This window comes from Pseudochrobactrum sp. Wa41.01b-1 (genome assembly GCF_019464455.1).
Taxonomy (GTDB): Bacteria; Pseudomonadota; Alphaproteobacteria; order Rhizobiales; family Rhizobiaceae; genus Pseudochrobactrum; species Pseudochrobactrum saccharolyticum.
Map to the genome: position 1 here is coordinate 2,983,609 of NZ_CP080493.1, position 14,440 is coordinate 2,998,048.

A 14,440-nucleotide genomic window follows, 5' to 3' on the forward strand; every position below is an offset into this window, starting at 1 on the left:
GGTTAAATCTTGTCGGGCAGGGTCGTGGTTGCGCAGACAAACCAATGCGGATTTTGCTGTTGCAAATGCATTGCCGCCTGTTGCGCCTGATCCGCTGTATCATAAATGCCGAAGCAGGTCGCGCCTGAGCCGGACATTTGCGCATATTGTGCGCCGCTGTCCCGCAAAACCTGCAGAATTTCCGGCAATTGCTGTGCAAGCTCTGCAGCGGATGGCAGCAGATCATTGCGGGTTGATTGCAGGAAGTTGCAAAGCTCCGCCTGACTATTCAAGCGTGTCAGTTCCGGCAGTGCAGGATTATCACGCTTCTGCATATGTTTGAAAATCTGGGGCGTGGAAATTGCTGTTCCGTCATTCACAAGCACCAGCGACAATACCGGCAGGCCGGACAGCCGCTGCACATCTTCACCGATGCCCTTGGCAATCAATGCACCGCCGTTGAGCTGACCATGCAGGCACATCGGCACATCAGCGCCAAGCTGCAGGCAAATTCGCTCAAGCAAAGCCTGTTCCGCTTCGATATTCCACAGGCGCATAAGCAGTGCCAGCACCGTAGCGGCATCGCTAGACCCGCCGCCGATACCGGAAGCAACGGGGAGATTTTTTTCCAAATGAATGGCAACGCCAGAGCTGTGCTGTGGAAAATGTACGCGCAGAAGATCACGCGCTTTTAAAATAAGATTGTCGCCATTGGCTGGCAGCCCCGCACCAAAGCGGCCGGAAAGCGTAAAACTGTCTTCCTGTGCAGGGGACACTGTGAGTTCGTCACCGTAATCGGCAAAGGCAACAAGCGTGTCCAGCAGATGATAGCCGTCCTCGCGCCGTCCGGTCACGTGCAATGCCAGATTAAGCTTGGCATAGGCTGTGGCGCGAAGATGTGAGGCAGTCTGTTGGCTTACCGCCTGTGAAGCTAAAATATCTGGCATGCTTTAGGATCAGTCTTTATCTGCCGGACGGTAAACACCGGTTTTCGGGTCGCGTACCAGTGTGCCGCTGGCACCTGTGCGGGCTTCCTGTTCGGCCTGACGGACTTTCTGGGAAACACGTGCCGCTTCGCGTTTGAAGGAGCGATAGCCATAGATCGCAGCTGCAACCAAAAGGATCAGAAAAATCAGCTGTGGCATACCGGCTCCTTTCCGGAAAAATAACATGCCTGTTGATTTAATCAGGCTGTAACCTCGTTTCAAGAAGCTCTTATAGCATCTTATTCTGATGATATTATGATAACATAAGCCTGTTACAGGCCATAGCGCGACCAAAGAGCTTTTTCTTCGAGTACATTCATCAGGCTTTCGCCTGCTGCGCCAAGCATTTGCGCATGAGAAATACCGCCTGTATTTTTGCGCCCCAGCAGCCCGCGCGAAGGCTGGATCAGATTAAACTTGGTTTTTTCTCCGTAGAGCTTGCGCAGATGCGAGCGCATATCATCCAGACCATCAATCAGCCCGAGCTGCAAAGCCGTAATGCCTGTCCAGAACTGGCCGGTGAAAAGATCGTCATTATCTTGCAACTTAGCGCCACGCCGTGCTTTCACCATATCAATAAAGGTCTGGTGAATTTCCAGTTGCAGCGCTTTGATATGTTCGACATCCGATGCTTTTTCAGGCTGAAACGGATCCATCGTGGCTTTGTTTTTACCTGCCGTGTGCACGCGGCGCTCAACGCCGATTTTCTTGATGAGTTCGGTAAAGCCAAAGGAAGCGGAAACCACGCCGATCGAACCCAGAATGGAAGACGGATCAGCAATAATCTCGTCTCCGGCAATAGCGATCATATAGCCACCGGAAGCCGCCACATCCTCAACAAAGACATGGACTTTCTTGTTCTTTTCTTCGGCCAGATCACGGATACGCTTATAGATCAGTCGTGATTGTACCGGTGAACCGCCGGGGGAATTAATGCTCAGTGCCACAGCAGGACTGTGCTTATTGGCAAAGGCCTTTTCCAGCTGAACCGCGATGCCTTCGAGCGACAGATTTTGCCGTAAAGGGCTGTTGCCGGTCATGATCGCACCGCTCAGCCGGACAACCGGAATTTCAACACTGGAAGCCCGGAAGCGACGCGGGATAACACGGCTGATAAGTGACGGCACTGAAAATCTCCGGTGTGAAAAAGCAGACGATAAAATAGTTTTCACCCGCTGTTATAGCCACAGCGGGTGAAAACTGAACCTGTTATTTTACAGCGCGGTTGCGTGTGGAAATGCGCAGCAATGCCCAGCCACAAACGGCGGAGAGCAGGGAGCCGAGCAGAACACCAATCTTGGTTTCGCTGTGCAGCAGGTCATTGTCAAAGGACAGCAGGCCGATGAACAGGCTCATGGTAAAGCCGATACCGCAGAGCAGTGCCACGCCATAGAGCTGTGTCCAGCTTGCGCCCATCGGCTTGGTGGCAATCCCTGCACGGATAGCAATCCATGCGGCACCGAAGACACCAAACTGCTTGCCGATAAACAGGCCGAGCGCAATACCGAGTGTGAGTGAGTCACCAAGGATCGACGGACTCATACCGGCGAAGGAAACGCCTGCATTGGCGAAGCCGAAGATCGGTACAATGACAAAGCCGACCCATTTTGCCAGCGCATGTTCCAGCGTGTGCAGCGGGGAGCTCATATCATCGGGACGGCCAAGAGCCGGCTTGATCGGAATAGTCAGCGCGGTCAGCACACCGGCAACCGTTGCATGAACACCGGAGCGCAGTACAAAATACCAAAGCACGGCACCGAGGATCAGATAAGGTGTGAGGCGCATCACGCCCATCTTGTTCATGGCGAACATGGCGATGAAAATACCGGCTGCACCGGCCAGATAGAGCGTGGAAATATCGGCAGTGTAAAACACGGCGATAATCGCAACGGCTGCGAGGTCGTCAAGAATAGCGAGCGTTGCCAGAAAGACTTTCAGGCTGGTCGGAACGCGTGGTCCGAGCAGCGACAGCACACCGAGTGCAAAGGCAATATCGGTTGCCGACGGAATAGCCCAGCCGCGAATGGTTTCAGGATTTGACCAGTTGAAACCGGCAAAAACCAGTGCCGGAACAATCACGCCACCAGCGGCGGCAATGCCGGGCAAAGCGCGGTTCGACCAGCTGGCAAGCTGGCCGTCGAGAAACTCACGTTTGATTTCGAGACCAACGAGAAGGAAGAAGACGGCCATCAGCGCGTCATTAATCCAGTGCAGAATGCTCATCGGGCCGAGCTTGCTCTCCAGAACCTGAAAATAGGTGGCTGCAAGCGGCGAATTAGCAACGATCAGAGCCAGAGCAGCGGCAATCATCAGAGCGATACCGCTGGCGGATTCACTGTCGAGCCAATGGCGGAGCGTTGAGAAGGGGCGCTTGGTCTGGCTTTGTGTCATCCGGTATCGGCCTTTTTCTTTGCGGGCAGCGTTTTGACAACGCTCAACCCTTGATCTGTCCTCAGAGTTCCGCGCTTTAAATAGAGCGAAAGACCTGTTCGGACAGTCCGTGTTTTCGGGAAAATGTGCTCCGTCCTCCTGAACAACAACCGTTACAGGTTGTCGCAACCATTAATGAGGCTTTCTGCACGTGGCGTAAATTCATGGCCGGAACTTTTATGCAAAATTAACGGCGGCGCAAGGAAAACCGGAGCGCGGCTGCCTTTTATGCCCGTAATTACGACACGGATGGCCGGTTCATCCGGTCTGGCATAGAGCGGAAGAATTGCGATACCGCCAAAACGGCGCTCCATCGCGGACAGGATTTCATTCAGATTGGCGGGACGTGCGATGATCGCAATATGTCCGCGCGGGCGTAAAATGCCCGATGCTGTGCGTATCCAGCTTTCAAACATGCCCTCATGCATCACATGTGCCTGCGCCTTTAAATCGTCCGGCGTGGCACGGTCATGGCTCTGGTTGAAAGGCGGGTTCATAATCACATAGTCAAACTGATTATCAGCCAGCCCTGCTTCCTGACGGGCAGGGCCTGTCATTGTCACATCAGCCTGCAGGCATGACAGACGGCCATGCATATGGGTATTTTCGGTCAATGTGCAGGATTTTTCCGCATAGAGCAGCATTTCCTGTGAACGCTCAATCAGGGTGACATCTGCGTTTGCACAGCGCGAGGCAACGGCCAGTCCTGCCGCACCGGCACCGGCACCGAGATCCGCAACTGTACCTTTGAAATCCGTTGGCACCGCACTTGCCAAAATCATGGCATCAATCCCCGAACGGTGACCTTTTGCGGATGGCTGCACCAGATAGAATGCACCACGGTGAAAGGCATCGAGAGTTTCGCCATAGGGCAGAGAGCTGAACGGAGCAGACATAAAGACGGCAGTTTCCTGACTTGTTGCAGACTGAAAGCGATCAAACCGGCTTTAACCGATTCTGTATAGAGGCGGTGAAAGCCGCAATTCTGTTTGCTGACAGCAATTTGACATCTTATATCAGCAGAATATGCTTTATTGTGTTGTGTTGCGGCTCGCAACACTTGCCTTTAGCACGGCTTTTGGTGCATTTGACGCTTGAGCATAAAGGCCGCCTTGAATAATGTGTGGCTATAAAACGGGTCTCATTATCAGGCCGCGTGAACTGGAGATATGGCATTGGGTGTGGTTCTCAATCTCGATGAGAAAAAAAATCAGCAGGCGTCCATTCAGAAGCTGGTTGATCTGACGAAAGCGGATATGGGACGTGTCAATGCGCTTATCCTGTCCAAAGCCGGTTCTGATGTTGAGATGATACCGGAAGTGGCCAATCATCTGATTTCATCGGGTGGTAAGCGTTTGCGTCCGATGATGACGCTCGCTGCTGCAGCCATGTTCGGCTATGAGGGCGAAGGTCACGTGCAGCTCGCAACCAGCGTTGAATTTATGCATACGGCAACGCTTCTCCATGATGATGTGGTGGATGAGAGCGATCTGCGCCGCGGCAAAAGCACCGCGCGGATGATCTGGGGCAATCAGGCCAGCGTTCTGGTCGGCGATTTCCTGCTTGGTCAGGCTTTCAAAATGATGGTGGATGTCGGTTCGCTCGACGCGCTGGATGTGCTGGCAACTTCGGCTTCGGTGATTGCCGAAGGTGAAGTGATGCAGCTCGCCGCCGCCAAAAACATGGAAACCACGGAAGACGAATATCTGGCCGTTATCAAAGCCAAGACTGCGGCGCTGTTCTCTGCTGCTGCCGAAGTTGGTCCGATCATTGCCGATGCACCGCGTGCACAGCGTCTGGCGCTGCGCTCCTATGGTCTCAATCTCGGCCTTGCTTTCCAGCTGATTGATGATGCGCTGGATTATGGCGGTTCGGCGGCGGATCTCGGCAAGAATGTGGGTGATGATTTCCGTGAAGGGAAAATCACCATGCCGCTGTTGCTCAGCTATCGCCGTGGTTCCGAAGACGAACGTGCTTTCTGGAAGTCATCCATTGAGCAGGGCAATAATGATGATGAAGCCTTGCAGAAGGCTATCGGCCTGATGACCAAGCATGGTTCAATTGCCGATACCGTACAGCGTGCGCGTCATTTCGGCGAAATCGCCCGTGATGCACTGGCACCGCTGCCGCAGAGCCCGCAAAAAGATGCTCTGATTGATGTGATTGATTTCTGCATCAGCCGTGTAAACTGATTATTGACCGGTACCGGCGCATATTTCCGGTACCGGACTTTGAAATACCCTTTTCTCCGGCCATATAAAAACCACGACATGGCCGGATGGTGTGTTTGTTTCGGAAATAAGCCAGACCAGAGCATTTCCAGCAAAAGTGGCAACCGGTTTTGCGTCAGGAAATGTGTAAAATAAAGAGATAGAGCATTCTTTCTGTTTCAAAATTGGAAATGCTCTATAAATGCAAGGGGAAATGCCGATGCGGCGGAATACAGTTAAAGCGCGTGCTCTGGTTTTCGCTTTGATGGCAGGGGCGGCTTTCACAAGTGGTGTCTCCGGCGCGGCCTATGCTGCATCTGCGGCAAAGACAGCGGTGGCGACAGATGAGCCTGTGATTGTTTCGCGTGCAGGTTCTTTCCCTGGTGCGTATTTGGCCGGTCGCATTGCCGAGATCGACAATAATCTTCCTGTAGCCATCGCTTATTATCGTCAGGCACTGGCATTTGATCCGTCAAACCAGCCGATGAAGCGTGACCTGTTGCTGTCCTATCTGACCGACGGTCAGCTGGATGAAGCGTTGCCCTTTGCCCGTGCGCTCAAAAATGAGCCGGAAGTCGAGCGTTTCTCCCGTATCATTCTGGCGATCAAGGCTTTCAACGACAAGCATTACCGCACTGCCCGTACCAATCTGAAGCTCACCCAGCAGTCAGAGATGGATCGCTTAGCAACCGGCCTGATGACGGCATGGATATTCTACGGTGAAGGTCGTCCGAAAGACGCGCTGGCAGCAGTTGATAAGCTTGACGGACCGGTCTGGTACGATCTTTTCAAAACTTACACATCGGCATTGATTGCAGACAGCGCCGGTCAGACCAAGGCTGCGGATAAATTCTACGCGCAGGCCGTGGCTGATAAAGAAGGCGGCAGCGCTGCCCCCGATACTTATGAGCGCATCATTTACGCCTATGCTGATTTCAAACAGCGTCAGGGCGATAAAGCCGGTGCGATTAAACTGGTGGAAGATGCCGAGCAAATTCTCAGCGGCCGCGTGATCCTGCGCGAAGTACGCCAGAAGCTTGAAGACGGTGAAAAGCTTGATCCGCAGATGCGCAGCCCCCAGCAGGGCGCGGCTGAGGTTCTTTATTCTTTGGGAACCGCGATTAACCGCGGCGGTGCCGAGGCTTTTGCAACCATTTATCTGCAAATGTCCGGTGAGCTGCGTGAGAATAATGACGCTACATTGTTCCAGCTGGGCGATATTGCTGCCAAACTGCGCCAGCCGGAAAAAGCGATTAAATATTACGGCCGCGTTGCGGATAAATCGCCCTATAAGCGCGATGCGGAAATGCAGCTGGCGCTTAATCTGGCTGAAACAGACAAGCCCGATGAGGCGATCGAGCATCTGAAAAACAATCTGCGCAGCAATGATAAGGACAACCGTTCCTATCTGGCGCTTGGCGGTGTTTATGCCCAGAAAGAAGACTGGGCAAATGCGGCAAAGACTTATGATCAGGCCGTTGCGGAAATTAAATCGCCCGTGCGTCAGGACTGGCCGGTTTTCTATCAGCGCGGCATTGCTTATGAGCGTCTGAAACAGTGGGATAAGGCCGAGCCTAATTTCCGCAAAGCACTGGAGCTGTTTCCGAACCAGCCGCAGGTGATGAATTATCTCGGCTATTCATGGGTCGATCGCGGTGAAAATCTGGAAGAAGCTTTGCAGATGATCCGCAAGGCCGTCGAGATGCGCCCGCAGGATGGCTATATCGTCGATTCCCTTGGTTGGGCCTATTACAAGCTTGGCCGCTATAATGAGGCCGTTGTCGAACTGGAAAAGGCAGTCAAGCTGCGCCCTGAAGATCCGACAATCAATGATCATCTGGGCGATGCCTATTGGCAGGCGGGGCGCGGGCTGGAAGCGACTTTCCAGTGGAACCATGCTATCGCCGGTAAGCCTGAAGCGGCAGAGCTGGCCAAGATCGAGAAGAAGCTGAAGCAGGGGCTGACACAGACGGCGGAAGCTGATGTGAAAGATATTGCGCCAGCAAAACCTGACACGGCGCCGGAGAAAGCACCGGATGCTAAGCCTGCCGATCCTGCTGCCAAGCCATAATGCTTGCTATCCGGCTTTAAGTCTTGACCGTTTAACGCGGAATAATTAGGACAAACTATCTGTTTTTCGGCGGAGCTGAGCTGTTATGGCTCAGCTTTCACCGTTTTCACCACGCATGATTTGCAAGAAGATCAGTTTTGATAGCCGATCTCGCCAAGAATGCTCCAACGAGGCCTTCCGTGACCAGCACATTGCCTGAACACCTGCATCCGACCCGCTCTTTTCAGGGCTTTATCATGGCGCTCCAGCATTATTGGGCGCAGCATGGCTGCACAATTTTGCAGCCTTACGATATGGAAGTCGGGGCGGGTACGCTGCATCCGTCCACCACTCTGCGCGCTCTGGGGGCGAAGCCGTGGAATGTTGCCTATGTGCAGCCGTCACGTCGTCCGAAAGACGGTCGCTATGGTGAAAACCCGAACCGTATGCAGCATTATTACCAGTATCAGGTGTTGTTGAAACCAAGCCCGCCGAACCTGCAGGAGCTGTATCTCGGCTCGCTGAAAGCGATCGGCATTGATACGGAGCTGCATGATATCCGCTTTGTTGAGGATGACTGGGAAAACCCGACCACCGGTTCTTGGGGCTTGGGTTGGGAATGCTGGTGCGATGGTATGGAAATCTCGCAGTTCACTTATTTCCAGCAGGTTTGCGGCATCGAATGTTCACCGGTTGCCGGTGAGCTGACCTATGGTCTTGAACGTCTCGCTATGTATGTGCAGGGCGTGGACAATGTTTATGACCTGAACTTCAATGGCCTCGAAGGTGAAGACAAGGTTACTTACGGTGACGTGTTCCTCCAGACCGAGCAGGAATATTCACGCTACAATTTCGAAATCGCCAATACTGATATGCTGCACCAGCATTTCATCGATGCGGAAGCGGAATGTAAAGCTGTGCTTGCGGCAGGGGCACCACAAGAGGCGACGAGTGTCGAAGGCACGAGTGGGAATAAAAAAGAGACAGGTTCTCTGCACAAATGCGTTTTCCCTGCTTACGATCAAGCGATCAAAGCCTCGCATATTTTCAATCTGATGGATGCCCGTGGTGTTATCTCGGTAACCGAGCGCCAGAGCTATATTCTGCGTGTGCGCAATCTTGCGCGCCAGTGCGGCGAAGCTTTCCTTCAGACCGATGCCGGTGGCGTCAACTATAATCGTGAAGGTGTATAATGCCTGATTTATTGTTAGAATTGTTCTCTGAAGAGATTCCAGCTCGCATGCAGCGTAAAGCTGCCGGTGATTTGAAGAAGATGATCACCGATGGTCTGGTTGAAGCCGGTCTGACCTATGAGGCGGCAACGCCTTACTGGACACCACGTCGTCTGACTTTGGATATTCGTGGTCTGACTGTGCGTTCAAAAGACGTGCATGAAGATATCAAAGGCCCGTCCGTTTCTGCACCGGAAGCCGCAATTCAGGGTTTCCTGCGTAAAGCTGGCTTGAGCGATATTGCGCAGGCGCATGTGCATTCCGATCCGAAGAAGGGCGATTTCTACGTCGCCCACATCACCAAATCCGGTCGTGCTGCGGAAGAAATTATCGCGGAACTGGTGCCGAATGTGGTGCAGAATTTCCCGTGGCCGAAATCCATGCGCTGGGGCAAGGCTTCGGCACAGTCAGGTGCGATGCGCTGGGTACGCCCGCTGCAGTCGATCATCTGCCTGTTTGGTCCTGAAACCGAAGAAACCGTCGTGGTGGATTTTGAAGTCGGCGGCGTACGCTCCGGTAACACCACGCGCGGTCACCGTTTCATGAGCGATGGTCAGCCGATCACCGTGCGCCGCTTCGACGATTATGTCGAAAAGCTGGAAAAAGCGCATGTGGTACTCGATGCCGAACGCCGCAAAGAAATCATTCTCACCGATGCCCGCAACCTGAGCTTCGCTTCCGGTCTGGAGCTGGTTGAGGACGAAGGTTTGCTGGAAGAAGTTTCCGGTCTGGTTGAGTGGCCGGTGGTGCTGATGGGCGAGTTTGAGGAAGAATTCCTCTCCATTCCGCCGGAAGTGATCCGTCTGACCATCCGTGCCAATCAGAAATGCTTTGTCACCCGCAAGCAGGGCGAGGCAGATGCACTGTCCAACAAGTTCATTCTGATCTCAAATATTGCTGCCCGTGACGGCGGCAAGGAAATCGCTTTCGGTAACGGCAAGGTTGTTCGTGCCCGTCTGTCCGATGCTTTGTATTTCTGGCATACCGATCAGGCAGATATGCCGGATATGGACAAGCTGAAAGCGTCTGCCTCGAAATTCGCGCTTGATCTGGCCAAACCGCTCGATCAGCGTATGGCGCGTCTGGATGCGCTGAATGTGACTTTCCATGCCAAGCTCGGTACACAGGGCGAACGCGTGGCGCGTATCAAGACGCTTGCAGAGGCGATTGCACCACTGGTCGGCGCAGATGTTGCACTGACTGCCCGCGCGGCTGTGCTGGCGAAAGCTGATTTGCAGACCGAAGTTGTCGGCGAGTTCCCTGAATTGCAGGGCGCAATGGGGCATAAATACGCTTTGCTTCAGGGCGAAGATGCTGGTGTCGCAACAGCACTTGAAGATCATTACAAGCCGCAGGGCCCGTCCGACCGTGTGCCGCGCGATCCGGTTTCGGTTGCTGTTGCATTGGCTGACAAGATCGACACGCTTGTCGGTTTCTGGGCGATTGATGAAAAACCAACAGGTTCGAAAGATCCTTATGCGCTGCGTCGTGCTGCCCTGGGTGTGATCCGCCTGATTTTGGAAAATGATATCCGCGCGGAGCTGAAAGCACTGATCGCTCAGGCAGAAAAGCCGATAGCTTCAATCGAAGGTCTGGCATCAAAAGATGTCGGCGCTGATCTGCTGTCCTTCTTCCATGACCGTTTCAAGGTCTATCTGAAGGATGAAGGCGCGCGTCACGATGCGATTGATGCAGTCCTGTCAGCTGATGCTGATAATCTGCTGCTGGTTGCCCGTCGTCTTGAAGCGCTGATCGTTTTCATCAATGAAGAAGACGGTAAAAACCTGCTGGCAGGCACTAAACGCGCAGCCAATATTCTCGGTGCTGAAGAGAAAAAGGGCACTGTTATTGCCGCCAATGTTGATGCAGCGCTCTTCAATAATGAAGAAGAGAAGGCTCTGTTTGCTGCGGTGCAGTCAGCAGAAACCAAGGCCGCCGAGGCAATTGCCAAGGAAGATTTCTCAGCGGCTATGTCGGCTATGGCCGAGTTACGAGCGCCGGTTGATGCCTTCTTTGACAAGGTCATGGTCAATGACGAGAATGAAGCTATCCGCGCCAATCGCTTGGCGCTACTGGCTAAAATCCGCTCCGTGACCGGTCAGGTCGCTGATTTCTCAAAGATCAGCGGTTAAACAAATAAAGATACAAAAAAGCCGGAGTGGTGATGACCGCTCCGGCTTTTTTATATTCAATTTTTTAAAAGATCAGGCCGGAATATCTTTGGCTGCCCACTGAGCTGTTTCCAAATCACGCAGTTCGGAGATATTGGCGACACCCGCCTGCTTCACCAATGCGGAGAGTTCTTTGACGATCTCTTTTGGTACAGTCGGGCCGCGATAAATCATACCGGTATAAAGCTGTACCAGATCGGCACCGGCTTTAATCTTGGTAAGCGCGGTTGCGCCGCTGTCCACACCGCCGACACCGATGATCGGCATCGCTTTGCCGATACGCTGGCGCATTTTGGCAAGCACAATGGTTGAGCGCTCAAAAATCGGCGCACCGGAAAGGCCGCCGGTCTCTTTTGCTTCAATCTGATTAACCAGATTGGTGCGTGACAAAGTGGTGTTGGCAATAATCAGACCATCAAGCGGATGTGCCAGTGCGACTTCGGCAATATCATCCAAGCCTTCTTCGGTCAGATCAGGGGCGATTTTCAGGAAAACCGGACGTTTCAGGGTGCATTTTTCAGCTTCCTGATCGCGGGCTTCCAGAACTTTCTCCAAGAGAATATGCAGACTGTCTTTGGCCTGAAGATCACGCAGACCCGGTGTGTTCGGCGAAGAAATATTGGCGGTGAAATATTTCGCCACACTGTAGAAACGATGAATACCGGCCACATAATCGGCTACACGATCTTCACTGTCTTTATTCGCGCCGATATTCACACCGACAATACCGCAGCTGCTGCAGCTGTTGCGCTGGCTCAGGCGTTTATAGGCGGCGTCATGGCCTTCATTATTAAAGCCCAGACGGTTGATCACCGCACGGTCTTCCACAAGGCGGAAGATGCGCGGCTTCGGATTGCCAGCCTGCGGGCGCGGTGTGATAGTGCCGACTTCGGCAAAGCCAAAACCGAGTTTCAGCAGTGCATCCGGCACTTCGGCGTTTTTGTCAAAACCTGCGGCCATACCCAGCGGATTGGTAAATTTGAGACCGGCAATGGTCTGCTGCAAAGCAGGGTCAAGCGGGGCAGGGCTGGAGAGAACGCCGGTTTTCAGTGCGGCAATCGACAGGCCATGCGCCTGCTCACCATCCATCGCAAAAAGTGCGCGACGGGCAATATTTTCAAAAAAACCGCTCATTGTCCAAGCTCCGGAAACTGATGCTTGCCGTCGCTGTCGAGCGGCAGGTCTTTCACCCAGCGCACCGCAGTGAGCTGGAGATGTGCGTAGAGATGCGGGAAGGCTTTGCCGCCGCGGGAAATTTCATAGCGAAGTTCATCGCCCAGCTGGTTTGCATCAACAGCCACCAGCAGCAGATCATCCTGACCGGCAAAATGCTTGGCAGCGGTTTCTGCAACCGTGTCATGGGTGGAAAAGTGGATATATCCATCCTGCAAATCAACAGGGGCACCGGAAAAATGCCCTGCCTTTTCAGCGTCTGCCCATTGGGCGCGCGTGGCAATCTTGTAGATGGTATGGTGTGACGGATCACTGTTTGACATGAAAAACGCTATTGTTGTGAACGGAAAAGCTGTTCAGACATTTTATATATCTGGCCGGTTTGGCGCATCCGGCAGCTTTTAAGACAAAATTAAGTCACAAGCCACCTCTAAATTTTAATAAAGGGTTAACGCCATTTTTGCAAATGAGCAAAAGTGCGCTTTGACAGCTCTGTGTTTTTGACAGGATGCACTGGAAAATGCTTGGATAAAACCCATATACCAGGCAGACAGATTAAAGGAGTGGGCAGATGAAGAACCGGTCCGGTATCGCGATTGCGGTGGCAAAAGAAAACAAATCCAAGCTTATTATACGCAGTGCCGTTCTTTCGGCTCTCACAGGTTTGGCTCTGGTTTGGGGGATGAGCCCGTCTCCGGCACAGGATATGCAGCGTTACTCCATGGAAAAAACCGAAGCCGGTATTATCCGTCTTGACCGCCAGACCGGTGAGTTTGCACTGTGTAAGGAACAGGCCGGTAAAATTGAATGTGCTGAAACCAAACCGGCACAGCTGAGCAATGACGAACGCACACTTCTGCTGGAAAAACAGGTTGCTGATCTGACTGCGCGTATCGCCAGGCTTGAGAAAAGCGGTGTCGCCAGCAGCACCCTGCCAAGTGAAGAAGAGTTCGAAAAAGGGCTCGGCTATATGGAGCGTTTCATGCGGTCTTTCATGGGCGTAGCCAAGAGCCTTGATGAGCCGGCACCGGTGCCGAACCGCACATAATTCCACCCAAAGAAAAAGCGCCGTTTCCGGCGCTTTTTTTATTAGTAAACCAGCTTTAGCCGATATTGGCAAAGCGGCGTGTCGCTTCGATCAGTTCGTGCGTGATACCCGGCTCGGTCACTGCATGACCGCCATCTTCGACAATACGCAGATCAGCTTCCGGCCAGACTTTCTTCAGATGCCACGCATTGATGAACGGCGTGCACATATCGTAGCGGCCATGGATGATTACACCCGGAATATGGCGGATACGGTCAGCCAGACGCAGCAGTTGATCGTCGGTGTCAAAGAAAGCGCGGTTCTGGAAATAGTGACATTCGATACGCGCAAAAGCGATGGCGAAGTGATCCTGTGCAAACGCATTTTCGCGTTCCGGATCCGGCAGCAGGGAAATTGCCGAGCCTTCCCAGCGTGACCAGCGGCGTGCCGCTTCAATCTGCACCTGCGGGTTCGGATCAGTCAGGCGACGGTAATAGGCTGCCACCATATCGCCGCGCTCGGCTTCCGGAATATGCAGCTGATAGGCTTCAAAGCGATCCGGATAGATAATGCTGGCGCCGTTGCTATAGAGCCAGTCCACTTCAAAACGGCGTGCCAGAAAGATACCACGCAGCACCAGTTCGCTGACGCGCTCCGGATGGGTTTGTGCATAAGCGAGGCCAAGGGTCGAGCCCCATGAACCGCCGAAAACCTGCCATTTTTCAACGCCGAGATGCGTGCGCAGACGCTCCATATCCGCAACCAGATCCCATGTGGTATTTTCGCGCAATTCTGCATGGGGTGTGGAGCGGCCGCAACCGCGCTGGTCAAACAGGATGATACGATATGCTGAAGGATCATGCAGACGGCGCATAGTCGGCGAGATGCCGCCGCCCGGACCGCCATGGATCATAATGACCGGCTTACCGTTCGGATTTCCGCATTCCTCAAAATAAATCCGGTGCAGCGATGAGACCTGCAACATCTCTTCCCGATAGGGTTGAATTTCCGGATAGAGGCTGTGGCGTGTCATAGGTCGTCCTTTTGCGTTATTTTATCTGCGAAGCAATAAGATTTTCTCTTGCATATAGAGCAGGCATCACCCTAACTGACAATACGGCACCATCGCGGCAAAAGCAGAAATCAGACTGTATATTGTACGCTTTGCCTGTAATATTGCAT

Annotated in this window: 13 protein-coding genes; 5 read left to right on the forward strand and 8 right to left on the reverse strand. The window is 53.2% G+C overall.

The window, feature by feature from the left end; all coding sequences use genetic code 11:
- Positions 1-2: 2 nt before the first annotated feature.
- The 5 genes from K1X45_RS13660 to K1X45_RS13680 all read right to left on the reverse strand — a co-directional run bounded on the left by K1X45_RS13660 (position 3) and on the right by K1X45_RS13680 (position 4,291).
- Complete coding sequence (locus K1X45_RS13660; protein ID WP_220159164.1) at positions 3-926, reverse strand: 4-(cytidine 5'-diphospho)-2-C-methyl-D-erythritol kinase; 924 nt, start codon at positions 924-926, stop codon at positions 3-5.
- Between the two features lie 9 nt (positions 927-935).
- On the reverse strand, positions 936-1,124 hold the full coding sequence (locus K1X45_RS13665) for a membrane protein (protein ID WP_022711138.1): 189 nt from the start codon (positions 1,122-1,124) through the stop codon (positions 936-938).
- Positions 1,125-1,237: 113 nt separating this feature from the next.
- A complete protein-coding gene (locus K1X45_RS13670) occupies positions 1,238-2,092 on the reverse strand; it encodes a S49 family peptidase (protein ID WP_220159165.1) in 855 nt (284 codons plus the stop codon).
- An 82-nt stretch (positions 2,093-2,174) separates the two neighbouring features.
- Entirely contained in the window at positions 2,175-3,356 is a 1,182-nt protein-coding gene (gene nhaA / locus K1X45_RS13675) for a Na+/H+ antiporter NhaA (protein ID WP_220159166.1), read from the reverse strand.
- Between the two features lie 152 nt (positions 3,357-3,508).
- Positions 3,509-4,291 (reverse strand): tRNA1(Val) (adenine(37)-N6)-methyltransferase, encoded by a 783-nt coding sequence (locus K1X45_RS13680; protein ID WP_220159167.1) that lies wholly within the window; start codon positions 4,289-4,291, stop codon positions 3,509-3,511.
- A 279-nt stretch (positions 4,292-4,570) separates the two neighbouring features.
- On the opposite strand from K1X45_RS13680, the gene K1X45_RS13685 reads away from it, so the two are divergent.
- The 4 genes from K1X45_RS13685 to glyS all read left to right on the forward strand — a co-directional run bounded on the left by K1X45_RS13685 (position 4,571) and on the right by glyS (position 11,019).
- On the forward strand, positions 4,571-5,587 hold the full coding sequence (locus tag K1X45_RS13685) for a polyprenyl synthetase family protein (protein ID WP_028233681.1): 1,017 nt from the start codon (positions 4,571-4,573) through the stop codon (positions 5,585-5,587).
- 238 nt (positions 5,588-5,825) lie between these two features.
- Positions 5,826-7,676 (forward strand): tetratricopeptide repeat protein, encoded by a 1,851-nt coding sequence (locus K1X45_RS13690; protein WP_220159168.1) that lies wholly within the window; start codon positions 5,826-5,828, stop codon positions 7,674-7,676.
- A gap of 203 nt (positions 7,677-7,879) precedes the next feature.
- Complete coding sequence (locus K1X45_RS13695; protein ID WP_220160512.1) at positions 7,880-8,848, forward strand: glycine--tRNA ligase subunit alpha; 969 nt, start codon at positions 7,880-7,882, stop codon at positions 8,846-8,848.
- Positions 8,849-8,895: 47 nt separating this feature from the next.
- Entirely contained in the window at positions 8,896-11,019 is a 2,124-nt protein-coding gene (glyS, locus tag K1X45_RS13700) for a glycine--tRNA ligase subunit beta (RefSeq protein ID WP_370627040.1), read from the forward strand.
- Between the two features lie 72 nt (positions 11,020-11,091).
- Here the strand turns inward: glyS and K1X45_RS13705 are convergent, their stop codons facing one another.
- The gene (locus K1X45_RS13705; protein WP_220159170.1) at positions 11,092-12,192 is read right to left on the reverse strand and encodes a quinone-dependent dihydroorotate dehydrogenase; all 1,101 of its coding nucleotides are present in this window, start codon (positions 12,190-12,192) and stop codon (positions 11,092-11,094) included.
- Entirely contained in the window at positions 12,189-12,554 is a 366-nt protein-coding gene (locus K1X45_RS13710; RefSeq protein ID WP_220159171.1) for a DUF952 domain-containing protein, read from the reverse strand. Before K1X45_RS13710 ends, K1X45_RS13705 begins: the two co-directional genes overlap by 4 nt.
- A gap of 248 nt (positions 12,555-12,802) precedes the next feature.
- On the opposite strand from K1X45_RS13710, the gene K1X45_RS13715 reads away from it, so the two are divergent.
- The gene (locus K1X45_RS13715) at positions 12,803-13,279 is read left to right on the forward strand and encodes a hypothetical protein (protein WP_220159172.1); all 477 of its coding nucleotides are present in this window, start codon (positions 12,803-12,805) and stop codon (positions 13,277-13,279) included.
- A gap of 55 nt (positions 13,280-13,334) precedes the next feature.
- Here the strand turns inward: K1X45_RS13715 and pip are convergent, their stop codons facing one another.
- Complete coding sequence (gene pip, locus K1X45_RS13720; protein ID WP_075654379.1) at positions 13,335-14,291, reverse strand: prolyl aminopeptidase; 957 nt, start codon at positions 14,289-14,291, stop codon at positions 13,335-13,337.
- Positions 14,292-14,440 lie beyond the last annotated feature (149 nt).

Coding starts and splice junctions, on each gene's coding strand:
- K1X45_RS13660 (WP_220159164.1), bottom strand. CDS start 926: ATGCCAGATATTTTAGCTTCACAGGCGGTAAGCCAACAGACTGCCTCA.
- K1X45_RS13665 (WP_022711138.1), bottom strand. CDS start 1,124: ATGCCACAGCTGATTTTTCTGATCCTTTTGGTTGCAGCTGCGATCTAT.
- nhaA (WP_220159166.1), bottom strand. CDS start 3,356: ATGACACAAAGCCAGACCAAGCGCCCCTTCTCAACGCTCCGCCATTGG.
- K1X45_RS13680 (WP_220159167.1), bottom strand. CDS start 4,291: ATGTCTGCTCCGTTCAGCTCTCTGCCCTATGGCGAAACTCTCGATGCC.
- K1X45_RS13690 (WP_220159168.1), top strand. CDS start 5,826: ATGCGGCGGAATACAGTTAAAGCGCGTGCTCTGGTTTTCGCTTTGATG.
- glyS (WP_370627040.1), top strand. CDS start 8,896: ATGCAGCGTAAAGCTGCCGGTGATTTGAAGAAGATGATCACCGATGGT.
- K1X45_RS13705 (WP_220159170.1), bottom strand. CDS start 12,192: ATGAGCGGTTTTTTTGAAAATATTGCCCGTCGCGCACTTTTTGCGATG.
- K1X45_RS13710 (WP_220159171.1), bottom strand. CDS start 12,554: ATGTCAAACAGTGATCCGTCACACCATACCATCTACAAGATTGCCACG.
- K1X45_RS13715 (WP_220159172.1), top strand. CDS start 12,803: ATGAAGAACCGGTCCGGTATCGCGATTGCGGTGGCAAAAGAAAACAAA.
- pip (WP_075654379.1), bottom strand. CDS start 14,291: ATGACACGCCACAGCCTCTATCCGGAAATTCAACCCTATCGGGAAGAG.